We start from the raw sequence: 21,389 nt of genomic DNA on the forward strand, positions 1-21,389 counted from the left end.
TGTCGGACCCGGCACTAGACTGGGCTCGTGGCCGGCCGGATACCTGAACGCGATGTAGCCGCCATTCGCGAACGCACTCGCATCGAGGACATCGTCGGCGAGTACGTCGCACTGAAGGCTCCGCGAGGCGACTCCATGAGCGGGCTCTGCCCGTTCCACGACGAGAAGAACCCGTCGTTCCACGTCCGGCCGAATCACGGCACCTTCCACTGCTTCGGCTGTGGTGAGGGCGGCGACGTGTACACGTTCCTGCAGAAGATCGAGCACATCACGTTCGTCGAGAGCGTCGAGCAACTCGCGGATCGGCTGAGCTACTCCATCTCGTACGAGGGTGGCGGCACCTCGGTCCAGCGTGATCGTGGGACCCGGTCCCGCCTCGTCGCGGCCAATGCGGCAGCGCAGCAGTTCTACGCCGAGCAACTCGGATCACCCGAGGCGCAGGCGGCGCGGGACTACCTGACGCAGCGCAACTTCGATGCCGCTGCGGCACAGGAGTTCGGGTGCGGGTTCGCCCCGAGTGGGTGGGACACGCTCACCAAGCATCTGCTGAACAAGGGCTTCGAGTTCAAGGAACTCGAGGCGGCCGGGCTGTCCCGCGAGGGCAAGCGGGGTCCGATGGACCGGTTCCACCGTCGATTGCTGTGGCCCATCCGCAACCTGTCCGGTGACGTCATCGGCTTCGGCGCACGCAAGATCTTCGACGACGACACGATGCCGGGCAAGTATGTCAACACCCCGGAGACGTTGCTGTACAAGAAGTCTCAGGTGCTGTTCGGCCTCGACCTGGCGAAGAAGGACATCGCCAAGGGGCATCAGGCCGTCGTCGTCGAGGGCTACACCGACGTCATGGCCATGCACCTGGCGGGAGTCAAGACGGCGGTCGCCTCGTGCGGTACCGCTTTCGGTGACGAGCACCTCGCGCTCCTGCGTCGGCTGCTGATGGACGACAAGTTCTGGCGCGGCGAGATCATCTACACCTTCGACGGGGACTCCGCCGGTCAGGCCGCCGCGATGAAGGCCTTCTCGGGAGACCAGAAGCTCGCCGGCCAGACGTTCATCGCGGTGGCTCCGGACGGGATGGATCCGTGCGACCTGCGCCTCGAGAAGGGGGACGCGGCGGTACGTGATCTCGTCGCGCGTCGTACCCCACTCTTCGAGTTCGCCATTCGCGGCGCTCTGTCCGAGTGCGATCTCGACACCGCCGAGGGACAGGTCGAAGCCCTGCGCCGCACCGTGCCTATGGTCGCCCAGATGAAGGACCGTGCGCTCCGCGACAACTACGCGGCTCGGCTCAGCGGCTGGGTGGGCTGGATAGACGAGCGCATGGTGGTCAACCGGGTGCGCGAGGAAGCGGCCAAGATCGCGAAGGGTGGCGCTCCGGCGCCGCTCCGGCGGCCGGTGCGCAGTACCGAGACCGAGAAGGCCGCGCCGGTCGGACCGGCCCATCCGGCGCGCAACGACCCCACGCTGTGGCCGCAGCGCGAAGCCCTCAAGGCCGTCATGCAGCACCCCGGTATCGCCGGGTCCGTGTTCGATTCGCTGCCGCCCGAGACGTTCGGGCACCCGGCGTACGCCGCGGTGTCCGAGGCGGTCCGCGAGGCCGGTGGAACGGCCGCGGGGCTCGGGGGCGGGGAGTGGCTCGACGCCGTCGGCAAGAAGGCGGAGCCGAAGGGATTGCGCTCCCTGGTCACGGAACTGGCCGTCGAGGCCATGCCCATCTCCGACGAGGCGACCCCGCGCTACATCTCGGGGGTGCTCGCGCGTCTGCAGGAGGTGTGGGTCGGCCGGCAGGTGGCGGAACTGAAGTCGAAGCTGCAGCGCATGTCACCCATCGAGAAGCCGGACGACTACAACGCGCTGTTCGGCGACCTCATCGCGCTCGAGCAGTACCGCCGCAGCCTGTTGGAGCAGGCCGTCGGCAGCACCACGGACGCGGAGTTCCCCGCCGTCTAGAGCTTGTCGTGCGGGATGTAGAGCTGAGTGTCGTCGACCTGCTTCATCGGCTCGAGCTTCGGCTGCGTGCTGAGGGTGTCGGCCAACTTCTGGCGTCCGGCCGACACGACCTTCTTCGTCGCGGGGCTCGACGCCACCGCCTTCGTCGCGCGGCTGATCTGTTCGTAGCGCGCCCGCCCCGCCTTGGTGCCGAGCACGTATCCGGCAGCGATGCCGGCCAACATTCCCATCATGTGAGCGTGAGTCCTTTCGAGACGTCTGAGACCATCCTGCCCGACGTGACCGGGCACGGCGAACTCCCCGGGGCGGGTGCGGCGAAACGAGAAGAGCCCGTGACCGACAACGGTCACGGGCTCTGCGTGCTCCCCCATCTGGACTTGAACCAGAAACCCTTCGATTAACAGTCGAATGCTCTGCCAATTGAGCTATGGGGGAATGTTCGTGGCTCCGACAGCACCCTCTCGGATGCATCCTCGCCGAGAAGAGACTCTAACCCATGGCACCCGTCGACCACCAAATCGCCTCGTCCTGGCACCACCACACCCGGCCTGGTCAGGGTAACCTAACTCGGAACGACGACCTCGACTGCGGGAGCCCCGACGATGACCGACGACACCGAGCCGACCTTCTACTGGGCCGAGGTGGTGGACCGGACGACACTGAGCCCCAACCTCGTTCGCCTCACCTTCGGCGGAGAGGACCTGCGCCGGTACCGCCCGGCCGGTGTGGCCGACGAGTGCGTCGCGCTCTACTTCCCGGCTCCCGGCGACGCTCGGCCGCCGGCCATGCAGTGTGTCGACGGGGTGTGGTGGTACCACGACGACGCCACCCGTCCCGAGGGACGCAACTACACGGTGCGACGGGTGACGGACGCCGGTGAGCTGGTGATCGACTTCGTCGCCCACGACGGCGGGGTGGCCGCCTCCTGGGCGCTGTCGGCGCGACCGGGCGACGTCGTGGTCGTCACTCCACCGCGGCACTGGTTCGCGCCGCCGGCGGACACCGCGTGGTTCCTCCTCGCGGCGGATCTCGCCGGGCTTCCGGCGCTGGGCCGAGTGCTCGAGGAGTTGCCCGCGAACACTCGGGCCCATGCGATCGTCGAGGTTCTCGACGAGGCCGACGTGCAGACGTTCGAGTCGGCGGCCGAGGTGACAGTGCAGTGGTGCGTCGGGTCCGGTAACGGGCACGGTCCCGGAGTGCTGCCGGACGCGGTGCAGGCGTGGGAGTTCCCGCCGGGCGCGGGTTACGTCTTCTTCGCGGGGGAGGCCGCGGACTCGCGTGCCGTCCGCAAGTACGTGCGCCGCGAGCAGGGTATGGGCGTCGACCGTTTCGACATCATCGGCTACTGGCGCGTGCGAGCCGAGCAGTGGCTCGCGAAGTACACGGCGGTGGAGAAAGAGGTGTCCGCCGTCTACGTGGGCGCGCTGCAGGAGGGCCGTTCGGAGTCCGAGGCGGCTCTGATCTACGACGAAGCGCTGGAGAAGGTGGGGCTCTAGAACGCGGTCCACGCGCTCCCCGGCGTGCAAGGATGCCCCATGAGCTCACTGCAGCCGTTCCACGTCATCGTTCTCCTGCTGATCGTGCTGGCGGTGGTGGGCCTGATCTACGCACTGGTGCGGCGGCGCTGACGCCCACCCTCCCGGCGCACTCCTCGGCGCGAAAACTCCAGGAGCACCGCACCCGAAGCGACTCCTGCCACGATGTCGGTCCACATCCGGTCCGCCCCGGCGACGGCCAGGACGAAGCCGAGCACCCCGAGAACGGTCAGCACCGAGCCCAGGACGTCGAACAGTCGCAGGTGCCACAGGCGCGCCAGGACGACGAAGTGCACGCCGACCACGACGGCCACCCAGGCGACCCCGGCCTCGGGCAGTCCGAGAGGCCCCGCCACGATGCGGATGCCGACGAAGAGCAGCACCACCTCGGCGAGCACGATCACGACGTAACCGCGTCCGAACGGTGTGACACCCGCGGGCACCGTGGCCACGGGATTGCGCGCGATTCCCACGAGAACGGTGATCGCGGCCGCCGCAGCGGCCACACAGAACGCGAGACGCAGGAGTGTCGGCGACGACGCCGAGTTGACCACCACGAACACGAGTCCGAACACGGCGCCGATGAGGGATCCGAGCTTCTGTGGGGGCAACCGGCGTCGGGTGGTCATGGACTCAGTGTGGACGGTCTCCGGTCCGCGCGGTCACTTTCCGCGGGGGAGGTGCGGTCCTGGAGTGGAATACATTGCCCTCCGAATCGTCTTTGGGCTCGCGTGCGATGCCGAAACGCCACATCAACGGCCCGACGAGTCGATCGAAGACCGCCGGCACCAGCGAGTAGCCCGCCGACGCGAACTTGTTGACGAGGCCGAACACCGCATCGGCGTCCCGCTCACGCTGTGGGCGCCGGACGACCGCCGCGACGGCACGGGCGATGACCTCGGGCTCCGCGACGGGGGGAGGCGGCGACCCCGCTCTGCCGACGACGGTGGCGGCCTGCGCGTAGATCGGCGTGTTCACGGCACCGGGTGCGACGGCGCTGACGTGGACGCCGGGATACTGCCGAACCTCCTGCTGGAGAACACGGGTGAGGCCGCGCAGCCCCCACTTGGACGTGACGTAGGTGCCCATCCACGGCACCGCGATACGGCCCAGCAACGAGCCGATGACCACGAGGTGGCCGTGCTCCTGGTCGCGGAACACCGTCAGCGTCGACCGTGCGACGTTCGCGGACCCGAGCAGGTCGACCGACACGGCGTGATCGAACACCTCTGCCGGGGTGTCGAGGAACGTCCCGTAGGACATCACGGCGGCGGAGTGCACGCAGACGTCGAGGCGGCCGAACTGCTCGACGACCTCGGTGACGACCTTGGTCACGTCGTCGCCGCGCACCACGTCGACCGGCTTGACGGCCACCGCGGCGGCGCCGCGTTGCAGGCATTCGTCGGCCACGGCGGCCAGGCCGTCACGGCCACGGGCACACACGACGATGGACCAGCCGCGCTCGGCGTAGAGGTGGGCGGTGGCGCGGCCGATACCGCTGGACGCGCCGGTGATCAGGATCGTCCCGGCGGATCGACGATCGGTGGGAGAGATGGACTGGGTCATGGATCACCTCGGGTATCGACGCGCTGCCGACGTCGGCGCGCGTCCGGAGAGTCGACGGCCGAGACCGTCGATGGTGACGCCAGTTCTCGACGCCGTCGACGCCGCGGATGTGACCGGCGGCGTCCCAGAGCAGTACCCCGAATTCGGAGTCACGAGCAGGACGAGACCGATCAACGCCGATATTTCTCGCGATACATCGCGTTGTCCGCCCGCCTCATCAGTTCGTCGAGGTCCGGGCCGACACCGCCGGGGGCGGGGTTCCACACCGCGACCCCCGCACTGACGGAGAGCTGCGCGGCGCCGAGCCCGTCGAGGGCGGTCGCCCCGAGGTCGAGGACCTCCTGTTCGCCGACCCCTGGGAGGACAACCACGAACTCGTCGCCGCCGACGCGGGCGATCAGATCGTCGGAGCGAAAACTTCTGTGGAGAATGCCGGACAGTCGTACCAGCGCCGTGTCGCCCGCGTCGTGGCCGGCTCGGTCGTTGATCTCCTTGAGACCGTCGAGATCGAGATAGAGGACACCGACGGGCACGGCATCACGTTCGCAGTCGGCGAGCGCGGGCGAGGCGCCCCGCGCGAGACCGCGCCGGTTCAGCAGCCCCGTCAGGTCGTCTCGGTGAGACAGCGAATCGGCTCGAGCGCGTGCTCGATCCACCGACCTGTAGCGCTCCCACAGCAGACCGATGGTGCGGATCCGCACGTAGTGGATCAACCCCGCCACCAGAACGGTGCGCACGATCGCGGCCGCGAAGGTGCGCACCCCGGCGTCTCCGATCCCGTTGACCGAGGCAAGGGCGATCCAGGCCAGTACGCCCCCGGTGACGACGACGACCACGTGCCATCGTCGTTGCAGCAGCGCGGCGGCGGCGACGATGGAGAGCGCGAGTCCGAAGGCGGGGAAACCGGAGTCCGCATCGGCGTTGCCCAGAACGGGACTGGCGATGATCAGGGCTGCGGCGACGAACGTCACGACGTCCGTGTGACGGTAGAACCACACGGCCCGCGGCGTGTGCAGTGCCCAGAACGTCGTGGCCGCGAGCGCGGCGACCAGCAGGTTGTAGGACTGAACCCACCAGTGGACCGCATAGTCGGGGTCCGTCACCACCCACAGGAACACCGCTCCGTACAGAACGGTGCTCAGCACGCAGATCGCGGCGAGGCCCTGGACGACCACCACGTCCGATCGCACCGGATCGCCGTCGTGAGCGCTCTCGCGCCACTGCCGACGCGCTCGGCGTGCGGACGCCACCAGCGCGCCCGCCCCCGTGTCACTCACTCGCGCAGACCACCCTCGCTCCGGGCTCCCATGGCCCGTGTCACCACCACGCTACCGGGCGGACGAGTCCTCGCCACGTGAGAGGCGCAGGGCGCGACCACGTTCGACGTGTTCGCGATCGGTCTCCTCGTTCTTCTCCGAGACGCGCGTGTCGCGCGGTGGAAGCTGCAGATGGTCCTCGGCCTCGATGCCGGCCTGGAGTTGGCGGCCGCGTTCGAGTTCGGAATCGAGTTCCGCCCCGAACAGCAGAGCGAGGTTCGTGATCCAGAGCCACAGCAGGAAGATGATCACGCCGGCCAACGAGCCGTAGGTCTTGTTGTAGCTGCTGAAGTTCGCGACGTAGAAACCGAAGAGCACGGACGCGAGGATCCACACGACGATGGCCATGCCGGCCCCTGTGCTGATCCATCGGAACTTCGGCTGCTGCACGTTGGGTGTGGCGTAGTAGAGGATCGCGACGGCCAAGACGATCAGCGCGAGGACGACGGGCCACCGCGCGATGTTCCACACCGTCAGTGCGGTGTCGCCGGCACCGATCGCGTCACCCACGGCCGTGGCGACGGGACCGCTGACGGCCAGCATGAGTCCCGCTGCGGCGATGCAGATCAGGCCGACCAGAGTGACGACCAGCATGACCGGGCGGAGCTTCCAGATCGGTCGGCCCTCGTCCACCTCGTACATCCGATTCATGGCGCGGCCGAACGCGCCCACGTAGCCGGACGCCGACCAGAGGGCGCCGGCCAGACCGATGATCAGGGCGAGTCCGGCGGTGGGCGCCTGGACGAGCTGCTCGACCGGTCCGCGCAGTGTGTCGACGGCGGACGAGGGCCCCAGGTCGGACACGATGTCGAGCACCGCGGTGACGGTGCGCTCGCCCTGCCCGAACACGCCGAGAAGGGACACGACGGCGAGAAGAGCCGGGAACAGCGACAGCACTGCGTAATACGTGAGAGCAGCGGCCAGATCGGTACACTGGTCCTTGGAGAACTCGCGCGCGGTCTTGCGCAGGACGTACAAGAACGACGGCTTGGTGAGATCGGTGGGTGAATCGGGCTTCCGAGGATCGTCCGGGTCCGCGTGGGCCGGGTCGTCACCCGTCGTCTGCTCTCGGGTCATGGACTGCGGACTACCCGCACTCACCCGACGCAAACCGCCGCCGGGTCACGCGGACAGCGGCGGGGTCGGGGCGTCGTCAACCTCGTGCACGCCGCGGACGAACTCGGCGAGAGCGTCCTGCGCGGTGTGTCGAGGCGCCCACTCCAGCAGGTCGCGGGCGCGACCGGAGTCCATGATGGGAAGCCGCAGCACCGCGTCGAAGAGGCCGGGGTCGGTGGGAACGAGGCGTGCGGTGAACAGAGCATCGAGGGCGAGTCGCACCGCGGACGCGGGCAGAGGGATCAACCGCGCGCGGAGAATCTCCGCGAAGGTGGCCGGGGTGATGACGGGGTCCGCCGCGAGGTTGAACGCGCCCGACACCTCGCGCACCGCCGCCGCGGCGAATGCTCGTCCGACATCACGGGAGTGCACTCCCTGGAACACCAGATCCGCGATGTCAGGGAAGACCGGGACGAACGCGGGTCGCACCAGCCGGGCCGGGACGAAGGGTCCGCCGAACAGTCGACGCTGCTCCGTGGACGCCGACGCCTCGAAGACGAAGGCCGGGCGCATCCGGACGACCCGGAGGTCGGGATTCCGCGTCTCCACCCGGTCGAGCACACGCTCGAGATACGACTTCTCGCGCGTGTAGGCCGCGCCCTGCCAGCCGTGCGTCGGCCAGTCCTCGGTCACCCGAACGTCTTTCGATCCCGGGGAGTAGGCACCGACCGACGACGCGTGCACCAACGCGCTCACTCCGGCCGCCGCCGCGGCGTCGAAGACCCGCATCGCGCCGACGACGTTGACGTCCCAGGTCTGCACCGGATCGCGCGACGGCTGGAACTGCCACGCCAGGTGTACGACGACGTCGACTCCGTCGAACAGCGGGACCAGGTCGTCCCGTGCGATGTCCGCCTCGACGAACGTCGTCCGTGCGGGAGCCCACGCCGGACGACCGTTCGCCGGCACGGGCGAGCGCCGCGCGATCGCACGGACCGCGGAGACCGCCGGGTCGTCGACCAGCGCGTCGACGACCGAGGTCCCGAGGTTTCCCGTCGCTCCGGTCACGGCCACGACGAGCCCACTGCGTTGTTCCGGCATGTCGTGGCGATACCCGTGCGTCGGGGAGCCAAACGGGTACCCCGGCTCCCGCGTCGCCGTTCAGCGCCGTGACTTGACCCGATACATCGCGTTGTCGGCGCGCCTCGTCAGGTCGTCGAGATCCGGCGCGTGTGGTCCCGGACTCCACACTGCCAGTCCGACACTGACGGACACCTCGGTGGTCATCGAGAGATCGCGGATGGACGCACCCAGATCCAGCGCCACGGTCCGGTCCGTGTCGGGGAGAACCACGACGAATTCGTCACCGCCGACGCGGGCGACGATGTCACTGCCGCGGAACGCGGTCCCCAGCATCTCGGCGAGTCGTACCAGTACGGCATCTCCGGCATCGTGCCCGAGGGTGTCGTTGACATCTTTGAGACCGTCCACGTCGAGGTAGAGAACGCTCACGGGCCGAGACTCTCGTCGGCACCGATCGAGTTCGGTCGCCGCACGTCGCTGAAGGCCGCGACGGTTCGCCAGGCCGGTCAGATCGTCGACGTGCGACAGGGAGTCGGCCCTGGCACGTTGCTCGTCGACCATCCGATACTTCTCCCACAGCAGGTCGATGGTCTTCATGCGGAAGTAGTGGATGACCGCGACGACGAGAACGGTTCGCAGCACCGACACCGCGAAGGTCTGCACGCTCACGTCGGTGCCGTGAGCCACCGCCAACGCCGTCCACGCGCACACCGCCAGCGTGGTGAACGTGACGATGTGGGCGCGACGTTGGAGTATTCCGGCGAAGGCCACGATGGCCAGAACGAGTCCGAAGGCCGGGTACGCAGACCCCGCGCTGGCATAGGCGAGGACCGGACTGCCGACGACGAGAATCGCGGCCACCAGGGTGACCGCGTCCGTGTGCCGGTAGAAGATGCCGGCACGCGGGGTGTGCAACGCACACCAGGTGACTGCGGCGGTCACCGTGACCCCGAAGGTGTAGGTCTTCGACCACCAGGAGAACGCGTAGTCGTCGGCCGTCGTCATCCAGACCAGGACAGCGCCGAACAGGAGCGTGCAGAGTGCCGTGATGGTGGCGAGTCCTTCGACGATGACGAGGTCGGAGCGCACCGGATCACCCGCGCGCGCCGTGGATCGCCACACCGTCCGTGAGTGCTGCGCACGGTCCGTCCACGAACCGGGACCGGTGATTCTCGCCATGTAGACCGTCCTCGTGACCAGCCCCCGTCACCCGCTTCCAGGTGAAATGTACTCGACCCGACCCGTTCGTGATCCCGTTCGCGCGACCAGCCGGAACCGGACGTCAGGGAGCGTCGGTGAGGTACCCGCCGCCGCGGGGGAAGTACTCCGCCGCGGGGATCGTGCGGTCGTCGTCCTCCGTGCGCACCGCGTCGATCACGAGCGCTCGGTTTCGGCCGAGGTGGGCGTTCGGGCCGGAGACGATCGCCATGCCGTCACCCTCGTGGATGAAGACGCGACCGGGTGTACCGCCGTAGATGCCCTGCGACACATGCGCTTCGACAATGCGGAGCCGACGGCCACGGTGATGGGTCCACGCGTTGGGGTAGGGGTCGGACTGAGCGCGGACCAGACGGTCGATGTCCTCGGCCGGCCACGTCCAGTCGATACGGCTGTCGATGTCCGCACGCTTGTGGAAGAACGTCCGCTGCGAGAGGTCCTGCGGGGTCCACACCGCGGTACCGCTCTCGATCGCGCCGAGCGCCTCGAGCAGTACCTCGGGAATGAGGTCGATGGTCGCCTGCACCAACTGGGTCGCGGTGTCGCGCGGGCCGATCGGGACGGACCGCTGGATGACGACGTCGCCGGTGTCGAGTTCGTCGTCCATACGGTGCGCGGTCAGGCCGGTCTCGGCCGCGCCGCTGATCAGCGACCAGATCACGGGGGAGAAACCCGTGAACCGGGGCAGCAGTGAGTCGTGCAGGTTGAGGGTGCCGTGCGGCGGCATGTCGTAGATGGACCGGGGCAGCTTGGTGCGCCAGTTGTTCGCGACGATGATGTCCGGCTTCGCCTCCTCCAGTGCGACGCGCAGCGCATCGTCCGGAGTGAGGGCGAGGTGGACCGGCACGTCGTGGGCGCGTGCCAGATCTTCCACGGAATCCGACCAGATCGACTCGTACGAGTGCTCGCTGGGAGGATGGGTGACGGCCAGGACCACCTCGTGATCGGACTCGATGACCGTCCGAAGCGTCGTGTGTCCCCAGGTCTGATAGCCGAACATCGCCACTCGCATGCTGGTTAGCCTAACCTTCCCCGGCTACCTCTCGGCATCAGCCCCTGAGCATCACCGGGACGCCCTGGTAGGGCTGCAGGGTCATCGGGAAACTGCCCAGCTCGTCGACGACGGCGATGTCCTGGTCGGTGAACAGGTCCACCACCGTGGCCCCGCCGGTGAGGTGCTTCGACTGCACCGTCGCGTGGATCTCGTCGCCCGTGAAGTTCAGCACCGTCGCCGAGATGGATCCGTTGCCCAGCTGGTGCACCAGGACGAGCAGTCCCTTGTGCGACACGGACGGGACGTCGAGCTGGGTGGCCGTCGCGATGCCGTACCTCGTCCGCACATCGAGGATGCGGGACAGCTGACGCGCGAACGACGTCGAGTCCTTCATCTGCTCCGGCAACGAGCCGTAGAGACTGCGGCCGCGGGGGATCCCGGACTCCGACCGGGTGGCGTCGGGCGAGGTGTTCATGAGGTCGTGCGCCCCACGGTTGATCCAGCGGGTGTCGCCCTCGCGGATGAGATCGGCGACCTCCTCCGCCGGCACCGGGAGGATGCCGGTGAGGTCCCAGCCGGACAGCGCGAACACGCCCGGTTGCAGCGCGTTGTACATGGCCAGCATGAGATGGGCGCGCTTGACCGTCTCGATGTCGGTGTCGTCCATCCGGTCGAGGTCGCGGATGCCCAACGACGCCGTGATGACCGACGCGGTGGTGCAGGCGATCCCGTTGTTGGTGAACGTGCGGTTGTACGGCGCCCACCGGCCGGTGAGTCGTTCGCACAGTTCGGCGCGGATCTGGTCACCCAGATCGCCGCCCTTGATCACGTCGCCGCCGTACGAGAACTCGTCCTCACGGTGCAGGGTCGCGAAGTGCACCAGCTCGAAGGTCATCTCGTCGTGATTCTGCAGCGCGTGCACCAGCGAGGCGGTGTCCACACCGTGGTCCCGCGCCAGATTCATGGTGAGCCTGAGGAACTCGGTGTTCCCCATGACGAGCGCGTGGTGATAGGCGGGGCGGTTGATGAAGTCGTAGGACAGATCGGCGCCGCTGCTTCCCATCGCCTTGATGTCGTCGATGGTGAGGTTCAGCTCCTGGAAGGTGAAGCCACCCATCTTGCGCACCACACTGGAGATGAGGTGATTGGCGGCCTCCGAGAGCGGGTGGCCCTCGGACCATCCCGGACCCTCGGTCCGGCGCTCGACTCCGAGGAAACCGTTGGCGTCGAGACGCAGTGCGCCGGCGCCGAGGTCCGCGATGGAGTGGCAGGCGTCGCCGATGACGAGGCGCATACCGGCGAACGAGGGATCGAGCCAGTTGATGGAGGGCTGACCCGCCTTGAAGTAGTGCAGGTACACCCAGCGGCGCTCGACCCCGTCGACTCCGCGGATGACCGGCGTGGCACTCCAGTTGGTCTCCTTGACGCCCATCTCGTAGAAGATGACGCGCTGGAGCTGGCCGACGATGTACCCGGCACGAGCGAGATTGGCCTCGGACTCGGCATCGATGTTCACCGAGTCCTGGCCCGCCTTGACGCGGGGGAGCAGGTGCCAGTCTTGCGGCTCGATCTCCACCATGTGGTAGATGCCGGGGTAGTCGGAGACGTTCATCTCCGCCAATCGGAAATCGGCGCCCTTGCCGGTGTGTCCGGGGACGATGTCGTCGATGACGATGCCCTCGTAGGCGGACGCGACGACGCACAGCCGCCGGAACTCCTCCTCGGAGCCGAACGCCGGGTCGATCTGCATGCTGACGCGGTCGAAGTGGCCGTCGACCGACGGTGTGGCATGCCACCCGTGCAGTCCGCCGGCCTCCTTGACGGGGCCGGTGTGCACTGCCGTGATGCCGATGTCCGAGAACACCTGCCACAGGGCCTCGTCGCCGAGCGTGCCGAGGAAGCTCTGTCCTGGAGCCGCGATGAGCGAGATGGGGTACGCGGTGAACCACACGGGTGCGCGCTCGACGGCTCCGCGCGGATCCGGCGACGCGTAGGGGTTCTGCCACATGCTGCCCTTGCCGGACAACTGTTCCGCGATCAGCTTGGCATCGTGCAGCATCGACCGGTCGACGAGCCACGACACGTACTCGGGATTGGAGGCGTCGGCGTCACCCTGGGGCAGCGCGCCCGCAGTGCGGTACGCACGACGCACCGACGGCTTCAACGGGCGAGGCCTGGCCGGGTAGAAACTCTCGTCGTACGTGATCTCGCTGGGTTCGTGCTGAACTTCCGGATCCACTGTTCCTCCGATGTGACGGGACGCGCGGACATCTTCGATGGGAAGCTCCCACAGGCGTGCCTGGTCTGCATGCCGTCCGGGGAACTACCCGAGGGTCGACGAACCGAAACGCCGACCGCACCTCAGACTACGCACGGACCGACGGAGTGTGCCGAACACGCCTCGGTGGATCGGCGGGCGTGTGATCGAATGGTGCAATGGACACGGAAGGGCGGGCCGAAGGTGGCCTGACACCCGAACGACTCGGTGAGATCGTCGGCTCGCTGGGTCGACGCATCGAGGACACGGACGAGCTCGGCGAGTTGCTGCAGCGGTCGGTGGATCTCGCGCACGACGTCATCAGAGGCGCCGACAGTTGCGGCGTGACAATCGATTACGACGGCACCACGTACACGGCGGTCTACACCGACAGAACCACCCTCGCGGTGGACGAGATGCAGTACGAGACCGGCGAGGGTCCATGCCTCGAGGCGTCCCGTACCGACACCACGATCGTCGTCGACTGCGACAGCACCGAGCAGCGGTGGCCGGAGTTCGCGGCCGCGGCGCGCACCGAGGGTGTGCACTCGTTCCTCGCCTCGCCCATCAGGACTCTCGACGGCGTGATCGGCTCGTTCAACCTGTACGGCTCGTCCGCCGACGCCTTCGACGACATGGACGCCGACATCCTGGACAGCCTCACCACCACGGTGGGACGGGCCATCGGAGAGCATGCTCGCTACACCGACGCCACCACCACGGTGAGCGGACTGCGCGACGCCATGGCGCGACGCGCCCCCATCGAGCAGGCCAAGGGCATTCTGATGGCGATGCGCGGTCTCGACGCGGACGCCGCGTTCGACGTGCTCTCGCGTGAGGCGCAGCGCCGGAACGTGCGAGTTCGCGAGGTGGCCGCCGACTTCGTGCGCGACGCCACCAGGACCGATCCGGCCGGCTGACGGTCAGCCGGCGCGTCGCTCCAGCAGCATCGAGGTGACCTCGTTCGCGCTGGCCGGGTGGGCGAGCCAGAAGCCCTGGGCCAGATCGCAACCACTGTCCCGCAGACGGTCGAACTGGGCCTGTGACTCGACACCCTCGCCGACGACGGCGACGTCGAACGCGTGTGCCAGGGACACGATGGCGGACACGATGGCCTCGGGCTGCTTGCCCGGCATGGCCTGGATGTACGTCTGATCGATCTTGAACGCCTCGATGACGGGATACCGGCTGAGGTAGGTGACGGAGCTGTGGCCGCTGCCCAGATCGTCCAGGAGGATGGACACGCCCATCTCGTGCAGTTCGGTGAGGGCGTCCCGCACCTGCGCCGTGTCCGCGAGCCACACCGTCTCGGTGATCTCCAGGCCGAGTCGGCCCACCGGCAGACCGGAACTGGCGAGGATGCGGGCGACGCTGGCCACGAACTCGGGCTGGCGAAGCTGCAGGGCGCTGACGTTGACCCGCACGCCGACGTCCGAGATGGCCTGCCACTCCGCCGCCTGCACGCACGCGGTGTGCAGAGCCCACAGGCCGAGGGTGTTGATCTGGCCCGTGCGCTCGGCGATCCGGACGAAGGTCTCCGGGCTCACCGAGCCGAGGGTGGGGTGCTGCCACCGCGCGAGTGCCTCCACGGCGGTGATGCGGCCGGTCGCGATGTCGAAGATGGGCTGGTACGCGAGCGTCAGGATCTGGCTGTCGAGAGCCGACCGGAGATCGGCCGACAGAGCCAACTGGTTGCGGCGGTGCTCTCGATCGTCGGTGTCGAACACCGCGACGTTCCCGCGACCGGTGTCCTTCGCGCGATACATCGCCACGTCGGCGCGGCGGATGAGCTCGTTGCCGGGCACGGTGTCGTCCGCCAACGCGACGCCGATGCTCGCGGTGATGCGCAGTTCGTTGCCGTCGACGACGATGGCCGCCCGCACGGCGTCCGCGTAGGCCTGCGCCACGGCGATCGACTCCTCCGGACCGGAGAGGTTCTCGCAGACCGCCACGAACTCGTCGCCGCCCAGGCGAGCCACGGTGTCGCCGGGGCGCGATGCCCGGGTGAGGCGGTTGCCGATGGACACCAGAGCCGAGTCGCCCGCCTCGTGCCCCAGCCCGTCGTTGATGGACTTGAAGTCGTCGAGGTCGATGAGCATGACGGCCGTCGTGGTGGCCTTCGCGACGCCCCGCTCGACGGCGGACTCGATCCGGTCGTACGCCAGCGCGCGATTGGGGAGACCCGTCAGTGGGTCGCGGAGGCTTCGGTAGCGCAGTTCGCTCTCGACGCCGACACGATGCACGGCTGCGGACACGACGTCGGACACCGTGTCGAGGGCGCCGGTGTCGAGCATCGGATTGTCCGGGACCAGAATCGGCGGCCCCGCCGTCGTGATGTCGATGAGCGGCACGGACGACCCGGTGGCGGACGAGAGATAGCGCGAGTCGACCCCGAGGACGGTCAACACACCCCACGGCTGGCCGGTGCCGTCGATCGGCACGGCGACCGCGTTCTCGACACCACCTGCGACGAGGGCGGCGACGTCGAACCTGGACTCGTGCGCGTCCCCGGACCACACGATCCGGGTGGCCGATCGGCTGGCGAACGCGGTGATCGAGGACGGCCCGGTGGCGCACAGAACGTGCGGTGCGTCGTCCCCCGTGGCGGCGACGATCTCGAGAGTGGCAGGCAGGTCGTGCGCGCGGGTGATGACGGCGCACCGCGCCCCGTACAGCGTCACGACGGCGTCGGTGGCCGCCGACAGAAGGTCGTCGAGCCGGCCGCGCAGAGCGAGCCTGCTCAGCTCGGCGACGACCCGCTGCTCGGACGCCCGGAAGGTCGACGCGTCCAGAGCCTTCTGCAGGAGATGGTCGTCGGCATTCTGTGCAGAGGCGTCGCGATGGATCGAGACGACCAGGGACGAGTCGTCGTCGTGGCCGCGTACGGCGAATGCTGAGGTGGACACCGCGAGCCTTTCTCCTGTGAGGTGATGCACCAGTTCTGTTCGGCCGAGCCACGTTCCGTGGAGTTGCACAGCCGACAGGATGTCCGCGAGCGTCGTGGGGGGAGTGGGGACGACGACGGCGTCCACGGTCGGATCGTCCGGCGGCCCGTGCTCACCGCCGTCGAGGCCCAGAGTCCTCGACGCCTCGGGATTCGCGTGGACGATCCGTCCATCGGACGTGGACACGAGCACCACGTCGGGGGAATGGTCGAACACCGTCGCGAGACCGAGTCGCGAGGACATGAAGGCCTCCGACAGCGTCGGGCGCGGGTCTGATCCATCCTCGTCGGGCATCATCGTCGTTCCTCACGGCTCTGCCGTCGGTCCTGCCTCTCTCGTCACCGTTCGGAGTCGACGAACAGACGGGTAGCCGGGTCGATCGCTTCGAAACAAACCTAGAGTTCAAAATATAGCAGACGAACAGCCGAAACGACGGTGTGTGCGTGTCGGGACAACGGTGTCCCGGCGTGCACTGATGGATTCGCCCCTCAGCCGCAGCGTCTCCAGCTAGTACCCGTGATTGCCCTGCCCGATCGACCACAAGGCGCGGTGCGACGCTGACAAGCCGATCGGTTCACGCTGGCCCTTCGCAGAGACCTCGGCATCACTGCAACCTGCGCGCATGAACGACGAGGCGTTTCGGCATGGCTGTTCTTCAGTTGCGGCGCGGTAGTACTGCGTCTGTCCAGACGTTCCCGTCGAACCAGCGCACCAGGTTCGCGTCCTGCTGGTCCGGGTACCAACCCGGCGCCGGTGTCCCTGGCTGCTGCGGCGCTGGCGGGCTGATCTGCACGGGCTCGGGCCGCTTGTCGCCGACTCGCACCAGCGCCCGGATGAGGAGGAACAGAAGCAGTAACGGGGTGCCCACGATGAGGATTGCTCCGGTGCTTGCTGCGTTGAGTTGGACGAGCAGGAAGACGACGACGATGGGCCCGCCGATGCCGAGAATGATGCCTCGCTGCCGTTTCTGTGCTTCGTCCATGCCTGCCTCCTGTCGATCCCGCAATCGTGCCATGTGGTCTGGTGTCGTTGATGTCTGATTCGACCGTTGATTCTGCGGAGTGGGCAGAAAGTGGGCACGGACCGGCGGCTCGATGGTCGTGCGAACACGGGTCAGGCGGCGACTGCCGTCCTGACCTGTGCGAATTCCGAGTGGGGCGGGCGGGGCTCGAACCCGCGACCAATGGATTATGAGTCCACGGCTCTAACCGACTGAGCTACCGCCCCCGGCGCTGACGCGCGCTCACGATACCTGGGCAGGATTAGCGACGGCGGCCGCGGGTACGCGTGCCGCATGACCGAACCGAACGGCGACTCGCCCGTGTCCGACGAACCCTCGACCTCCTCGGAGAGGCCCTACGACTCCTCGCGCGACCCCGACGCGGACCCGTCGGAACTGGACGACGCGGCCGGAACGCAGCCCGACCAGGCGGAGGGCTGACGTTCAGCTCGGTGTGAGCGTTCCGACTCGCAGCATCTCGAGGACGACGTCGGCGGGCTGGGGGCGGGCGTAGAGGTACCCCTGCGCGCGCGAGCACCCCAGTTCCAGCAACACGGCACGGGCGTCGACGTCCTCGAGCCCCTCCGCGATGAGGTCGAGGTCGTAGGCCCGAGCGAGGGCGGTGACGGCCTCGACGATCGCGCGGTCGTCCCTACTGGTCGCGAGGTGGGTGACGAACTCGCGATCGATCTTGACGGCGTCGACCGGCAGCGTCTTGAGATGCGAGAGCGAGCTGTACCCGGTGCCGAAGTCGTCGATGGCCACGCGTACCCCGAGTGCACGGATGTCGCGCAGAGCCCGTGCGGCCAGGACGATGTCGTGGACCACCGCCACCTCGGTGATCTCGATGCACAGGTACTGCGGCTCGAGGGAGTACCGGGACAACGCCTCTCGTACGGTGTGCACGAAGTCGAGCGAGACCAACTGTGCGGGTGACACATTGACCCGCAGTGCGATGTCCAGTGTTCCCAACGTCGAGCGCCACGACGCGTACGTTCTGCACGCGGTGTGGAGCACCCACCGTCCGAGGTCGGTGGCCAGGTTGACGGCCTCGGCGATGGCGATGAACTCGACGGGCGGCAGCATGCCCCGGGTGGGATGCTGCCACCGCACCAGGGCCTCGACCGCGGTGATGCGGTCGGTCGTGAGGTCGATCTCGGGTTGGAAGTACAGGAGCAGTGACTCGCCCTCGATCGCTGCGCGCAGATGCAGCTCGATGTCGTTCTGCAACTCGTTGCGTTCGCGGATCTCGGAACTGAACAGCGAGACCTGATTGCCCCCGGCCGTCTTGGCGGCCAGCGCAGCCTGGTCGGCGTCCGCGATCACCGAATCGACCGTACCGCTGCCGGGGATGCCCAGTGCAACACCGATACTGGCGGTACGTGAGACGTACTCGCCCGCCATGTCGACCCGTGCGGTCACCACGGTGAGAATGCGGCAGGCCTCGGCGTACGCGTCGTCCTCCGTCATCGGACCGGGAAGAACGACCACGAACTCGTCGCCGCCCCACCGTGCGAGAAGAGTGTCCGCGTCCGAATGCCGCTGCAGCCGTGCACCGACCGTGCGGAGGAACGTGTCACCGGCCGAGTGCCCCAGGAAATCGTTCAGGGCCTTGAGGCGATCGAGGTCGAAGTAGAGCACCGCGAATGCGTCACCGCCCCCGGCGAGTCGAGCGGACAGCAGCTCCGAGACACCCCGCCGGTTGAGCAACCCCGTCAACGCGTCGTGCGTGGCGGCCCACCGCAGGTGCTCCTCGGCGTCGATCCGAGCCTGCAGTTGGGAGAAGAGGGTGGCGATCGCTTTCAGCGCCTCGACCTCCTCGTCGGACCACTCGCGGTCGCCCGACGCGACCAACCCCAGGGTTCCGGTCGTCGTGTCGCGGGTGACGAGCGGGACCGATGCCATCGAGATGCTCTGGTAACCGGAGGCGCTCTCGACGCGTCGGCGGTAGTCCTCCATGGCGGGATCGGGGCGGAAGAGCAGCGGCTCCTTGAGGTGCTCCGTCGCGGCGAACACGGGGTCGGCGTCACGAAAGGTGACGGTCCCCAGTGGGTCGGGATCAGGGACGTCGGTACGAGCGGGCCACTCCGCCACCATCACGGTGGCACGGCGTTGCGCGTCGTGATGCCGGAGATAGGCGGCGTCCACGTCGAAGTAGTCGACGAGATTCGAGAGGACCTTCTCGTAGCCCGCACCGACCGTGGCGGCGTTGACGCCGATCAGATGGGTCGCCACACGGGTCACCAGCACGTCGAAGCTCGGACGGCGCTCCAACGTCGGGTCTCCTCGCGTGGCTGCGGAGCGCTGGACTGCACTCGTTCAGCCGACTGTACCGCGAAGAGTGCCGTCAGCGAGGTCGACGCCGACTTCGAACGGCGGGAATTGCGCAGTGAGACAGTCGCAATACGAGGCCGACCGGTTTGTCTCGCGGCTGACCAGCGGTATCGAGGAAGCGGTGACGCAGTGCGCGTAGTCGCTCGGCGTAACGCGGGGACAGAGCGTCGAATTCGTGCTCCTCCGAGGCGTAGAGGAACACGGGAGACACGGGATGGACTGCCAGACCGTGCAACTCGGCCGTGATCCACGCACGCTCCACTGCACCGCCGGCGACGACGTGATCGCGGCCGGTGGGTCCCGGCGCGAACACGACGAGTACCGCGGACGTGGTCGCCATCCGATCGCGCGTGTCGTCGCCCAACGCCCTGCCGGTGTCCCAGTCCGCGAGAAGACGCATCACGTCGGGTCGTCGGGCGACGTCGAGCTTGACCAGGTCGGTGGCGTCGAGGGCCAGAGTGGCGACATCGATACCGGTGTCCGGATCGTCGTCGCCGGGCCACCGCAGTTCGGACATCATCTCGGCGTGCAGCGTGGTGGTGAGGTAGCGGAGTCGGTCCGATTCCGCCAGGATCTCGCCGATCTCGGACAGCGCCGCCCGATCCGTGATCACGACCGCTGAGCCGTCCTCCGCTGCAGCCGCCGCGCACAGGTCGCGCACGACCTCGTCGGCCAGGGCGGTCGGTGTGCCCGGGTGACGGTTCGTCGAACGCCGCATCATGGCCTCGTGGAGGGGAGCGAGGGCAGTGTCCGGCCTTCGCGCCACTGTCAGGTCGACGCGTACGCGACCGTCGCCCTCGTCGACGACGGTCGGCACCGCCGTGAGTCCGGCTCGGGCCGCGGCGACCCGAGCGTTGAACACCGCGGCGCCCACGGCGATTCGGCTCCCGCGGTGCGCGACATCGAGACCGGTGGTGCGTAGAGGATCGAGCGTGATCGTGACGACGTCGTCGGACGTCGTCACGATCCACGGCTGAACGTTGCCGCCGGACGGTGCGCGCCGAGCGGCCTCCACCATCGAGTCCACGACCGAGGTCGGTGTCGTGGGCGCCGTCGTCGGTGCCGGCTCGTCGATGGGGTCCCCGGCGCTCTCGGTCGTTCCGAGGGTGTCGAGCGCGCCGTCGACGTCGATACGAGTGCGACCGGACGGCATGGATTGCCCCAACACGATGCGCCGCACCACCGCTGCGACCGTCGCTCCTCCCAGAGCGACGTCGCTCCCGAGCTGCGGCCACGTCGAGATCGTGCGGTCGACTTCGACCATGGACGCGGCGAACCGCGCGGACACGTCGGATGCACCGAGGATCGACATGACGTGGGGTGCCTTGTCGCGCGTGCTGAGACCGGTGAGGGCGCCCGACGAGAGCGTGCCGACGGCGCCGTGGAAGATCGGACGATCGGGCTCGAGATCGAACCGTTCCACGTCGAGAAGACCGCGGTCGCTGGTCTCCATGATCACCGGGATGCGATGCCGCTTGGCGGCTTCACGCAGCAGGACCTTCACGTCGAGGGAATCGCATTCCTCGACGACGATGTCGAGGCCGTCCAGGAAGTCGTCGACCGTGTCGGCGGTGATGCCGCGTGCTTCGACGCGCACGGACAGGTAAGGGTCCAGCTCGGCGATGCGCCGGGAGACGATGTCGGTCTTGCTCTCGCCCAGGTCGAGAACGGTCGACGGGATCCGGTTGAGGTTGGAGAGCTCCAACTCGTCGAAGTCGGCGACCCGCAATTCCCCGCACAGTCCCTCGAGGGCCAGGGTGTGCGCGACCGCGTGCCCCACGCTGAGACCCACGACGCCGATCTTCGCCGCGCCGAACCGGTCCTGCTCCTCGGCGGTGATCTTGTTGCGGTTGCGGTCGAGCCGGAGCCGCCGGAACCCGCGAGGCCCGAGAACGCGGACGAGCGTGCGGCGCCACGGATAGTGCACCCAGCGAGGGGATTCGTCCAGAACGTCGGCATCGGGCCGGGGGACCAGAGCGGACAGTCCCCGTGCCTGGGCGTCGAGTGTGTCGAGAACGACGGTCACACCGTCGCCGAGCAGAGACTCGACGACCGCTCGATCGTTCTCCGAGTGTGGATCGAGAACGAGTGCAGCAGAGCCTGTCAGCGCATCGGTCACGAGTCGCTCCTTC

At 68.1% G+C, this 21,389-nt stretch carries 17 protein-coding genes and 2 tRNA genes; 4 read left to right on the forward strand and 15 right to left on the reverse strand.

Annotated features, from left to right (window positions below; all coding sequences use genetic code 11):
- The first annotated feature begins 27 nt into the window (after positions 1-27).
- Complete coding sequence (gene dnaG, locus J4E04_RS07680) at positions 28-1,953, forward strand: DNA primase (protein ID WP_056445766.1); 1,926 nt, start codon at positions 28-30, stop codon at positions 1,951-1,953.
- Here the strand turns inward: dnaG and J4E04_RS07685 are convergent.
- Together J4E04_RS07685 and J4E04_RS07690 are read right to left on the reverse strand one after the other, a co-directional pair.
- On the reverse strand, positions 1,950-2,186 hold the full coding sequence (locus tag J4E04_RS07685) for a hypothetical protein (protein WP_027505741.1): 237 nt from the start codon (positions 2,184-2,186) through the stop codon (positions 1,950-1,952). The two genes, dnaG and J4E04_RS07685, sit on opposite strands and share 4 nt — an antisense overlap.
- Positions 2,187-2,315: 129 nt before the next feature.
- A tRNA-Asn gene (locus tag J4E04_RS07690) sits at positions 2,316-2,388 on the reverse strand.
- Between the two features lie 167 nt (positions 2,389-2,555).
- Here J4E04_RS07690 and J4E04_RS07695 point away from each other — a divergent pair.
- Positions 2,556-3,449: a siderophore-interacting protein gene (locus tag J4E04_RS07695; protein WP_222649317.1), complete on the forward strand. Its 894-nt coding sequence runs from the start codon at positions 2,556-2,558 to the stop codon at positions 3,447-3,449.
- Between the two features lie 107 nt (positions 3,450-3,556).
- Here the strand turns inward: J4E04_RS07695 and J4E04_RS07700 are convergent, their stop codons facing one another.
- The 8 genes from J4E04_RS07700 to treS all read right to left on the reverse strand — a co-directional run bounded on the left by J4E04_RS07700 (position 3,557) and on the right by treS (position 12,960).
- Positions 3,557-4,117, reverse strand: coding sequence for a hypothetical protein (locus J4E04_RS07700; protein ID WP_490150298.1), 561 nt, complete (start codon positions 4,115-4,117; stop codon positions 3,557-3,559).
- A gap of 4 nt (positions 4,118-4,121) precedes the next feature.
- Positions 4,122-5,054: an SDR family NAD(P)-dependent oxidoreductase gene (locus tag J4E04_RS07705; RefSeq protein WP_490150299.1), complete on the reverse strand. Its 933-nt coding sequence runs from the start codon at positions 5,052-5,054 to the stop codon at positions 4,122-4,124.
- A gap of 170 nt (positions 5,055-5,224) precedes the next feature.
- Entirely contained in the window at positions 5,225-6,331 is a 1,107-nt protein-coding gene (locus tag J4E04_RS07710) for a GGDEF domain-containing protein (protein WP_490150300.1), read from the reverse strand.
- Between the two features lie 51 nt (positions 6,332-6,382).
- Positions 6,383-7,447 carry a YihY/virulence factor BrkB family protein gene (locus J4E04_RS07715; protein ID WP_490150301.1) on the reverse strand — a complete coding sequence of 355 codons (1,065 nt, stop codon included), beginning with the start codon at positions 7,445-7,447 and terminating at the stop codon, positions 6,383-6,385.
- A gap of 45 nt (positions 7,448-7,492) precedes the next feature.
- The gene (locus J4E04_RS07720; RefSeq protein ID WP_490150302.1) at positions 7,493-8,527 is read right to left on the reverse strand and encodes an NAD-dependent epimerase/dehydratase family protein; all 1,035 of its coding nucleotides are present in this window, start codon (positions 8,525-8,527) and stop codon (positions 7,493-7,495) included.
- Positions 8,528-8,587: 60 nt separating this feature from the next.
- Entirely contained in the window at positions 8,588-9,688 is a 1,101-nt protein-coding gene (locus tag J4E04_RS07725; protein WP_222638406.1) for a GGDEF domain-containing protein, read from the reverse strand.
- A gap of 103 nt (positions 9,689-9,791) precedes the next feature.
- The gene (locus J4E04_RS07730; RefSeq protein WP_056445750.1) at positions 9,792-10,739 is read right to left on the reverse strand and encodes a methionyl-tRNA formyltransferase; all 948 of its coding nucleotides are present in this window, start codon (positions 10,737-10,739) and stop codon (positions 9,792-9,794) included.
- Between the two features lie 37 nt (positions 10,740-10,776).
- Positions 10,777-12,960: a maltose alpha-D-glucosyltransferase gene (treS, locus tag J4E04_RS07735; RefSeq protein WP_027505747.1), complete on the reverse strand. Its 2,184-nt coding sequence runs from the start codon at positions 12,958-12,960 to the stop codon at positions 10,777-10,779.
- 197 nt (positions 12,961-13,157) lie between these two features.
- On the opposite strand from treS, the gene J4E04_RS07740 reads away from it, so the two are divergent.
- Complete coding sequence (locus J4E04_RS07740) at positions 13,158-13,898, forward strand: GAF and ANTAR domain-containing protein (protein WP_051613355.1); 741 nt, start codon at positions 13,158-13,160, stop codon at positions 13,896-13,898.
- Positions 13,899-13,901: 3 nt separating this feature from the next.
- On the opposite strand, the gene J4E04_RS07745 is transcribed toward J4E04_RS07740, so the two are convergent.
- The 3 genes from J4E04_RS07745 to J4E04_RS07755 form a co-directional block, all read right to left on the reverse strand.
- Positions 13,902-16,220 carry a sensor domain-containing protein gene (locus tag J4E04_RS07745; protein ID WP_490150303.1) on the reverse strand — a complete coding sequence of 773 codons (2,319 nt, stop codon included), beginning with the start codon at positions 16,218-16,220 and terminating at the stop codon, positions 13,902-13,904.
- Between the two features lie 358 nt (positions 16,221-16,578).
- Positions 16,579-16,905 (reverse strand): DUF2510 domain-containing protein, encoded by a 327-nt coding sequence (locus J4E04_RS07750; protein ID WP_490150304.1) that lies wholly within the window; start codon positions 16,903-16,905, stop codon positions 16,579-16,581.
- A gap of 171 nt (positions 16,906-17,076) precedes the next feature.
- Positions 17,077-17,150, reverse strand: a tRNA-Ile gene (locus J4E04_RS07755).
- A gap of 67 nt (positions 17,151-17,217) precedes the next feature.
- Here J4E04_RS07755 and J4E04_RS07760 point away from each other — a divergent pair.
- The gene (locus J4E04_RS07760) at positions 17,218-17,364 is read left to right on the forward strand and encodes a hypothetical protein (RefSeq protein ID WP_197027787.1); all 147 of its coding nucleotides are present in this window, start codon (positions 17,218-17,220) and stop codon (positions 17,362-17,364) included.
- A gap of 3 nt (positions 17,365-17,367) precedes the next feature.
- Here the strand turns inward: J4E04_RS07760 and J4E04_RS07765 are convergent, their stop codons facing one another.
- Entirely contained in the window at positions 17,368-19,197 is a 1,830-nt protein-coding gene (locus tag J4E04_RS07765) for a putative bifunctional diguanylate cyclase/phosphodiesterase (RefSeq protein WP_027505748.1), read from the reverse strand.
- A 73-nt stretch (positions 19,198-19,270) separates the two neighbouring features.
- On the reverse strand, positions 19,271-21,376 hold the full coding sequence (locus J4E04_RS07770; protein ID WP_490150305.1) for an Rv1355c family protein: 2,106 nt from the start codon (positions 21,374-21,376) through the stop codon (positions 19,271-19,273).
- Positions 21,377-21,389: the final 13 nt, after the last annotated feature.

The sequence above is a fragment of the Rhodococcus sp. NFXS4 genome, from assembly GCF_058139645.1.

Excerpts from the sequence above, each read along its gene's own strand:
- J4E04_RS07685 (WP_027505741.1), bottom strand. The coding sequence starts at position 2,186 with ATGATGGGAATGTTGGCCGGCATCGCTGCCGGATACGTGCTCGGCACC.
- J4E04_RS07695 (WP_222649317.1), top strand. The coding sequence starts at position 2,556 with ATGACCGACGACACCGAGCCGACCTTCTACTGGGCCGAGGTGGTGGAC.
- J4E04_RS07700 (WP_490150298.1), bottom strand. The coding sequence starts at position 4,117 with ATGACCACCCGACGCCGGTTGCCCCCACAGAAGCTCGGATCCCTCATC.
- J4E04_RS07705 (WP_490150299.1), bottom strand. The coding sequence starts at position 5,054 with ATGACCCAGTCCATCTCTCCCACCGATCGTCGATCCGCCGGGACGATC.
- J4E04_RS07715 (WP_490150301.1), bottom strand. The coding sequence starts at position 7,447 with ATGACCCGAGAGCAGACGACGGGTGACGACCCGGCCCACGCGGACCCG.
- J4E04_RS07720 (WP_490150302.1), bottom strand. The coding sequence starts at position 8,527 with ATGCCGGAACAACGCAGTGGGCTCGTCGTGGCCGTGACCGGAGCGACG.
- J4E04_RS07725 (WP_222638406.1), bottom strand. The coding sequence starts at position 9,688 with ATGGCGAGAATCACCGGTCCCGGTTCGTGGACGGACCGTGCGCAGCAC.
- J4E04_RS07730 (WP_056445750.1), bottom strand. The coding sequence starts at position 10,739 with ATGCGAGTGGCGATGTTCGGCTATCAGACCTGGGGACACACGACGCTT.
- J4E04_RS07740 (WP_051613355.1), top strand. The coding sequence starts at position 13,158 with ATGGACACGGAAGGGCGGGCCGAAGGTGGCCTGACACCCGAACGACTC.
- J4E04_RS07745 (WP_490150303.1), bottom strand. The coding sequence starts at position 16,220 with ATGATGCCCGACGAGGATGGATCAGACCCGCGCCCGACGCTGTCGGAG.
- J4E04_RS07750 (WP_490150304.1), bottom strand. The coding sequence starts at position 16,905 with ATGGACGAAGCACAGAAACGGCAGCGAGGCATCATTCTCGGCATCGGC.
- J4E04_RS07760 (WP_197027787.1), top strand. The coding sequence starts at position 17,218 with ATGACCGAACCGAACGGCGACTCGCCCGTGTCCGACGAACCCTCGACC.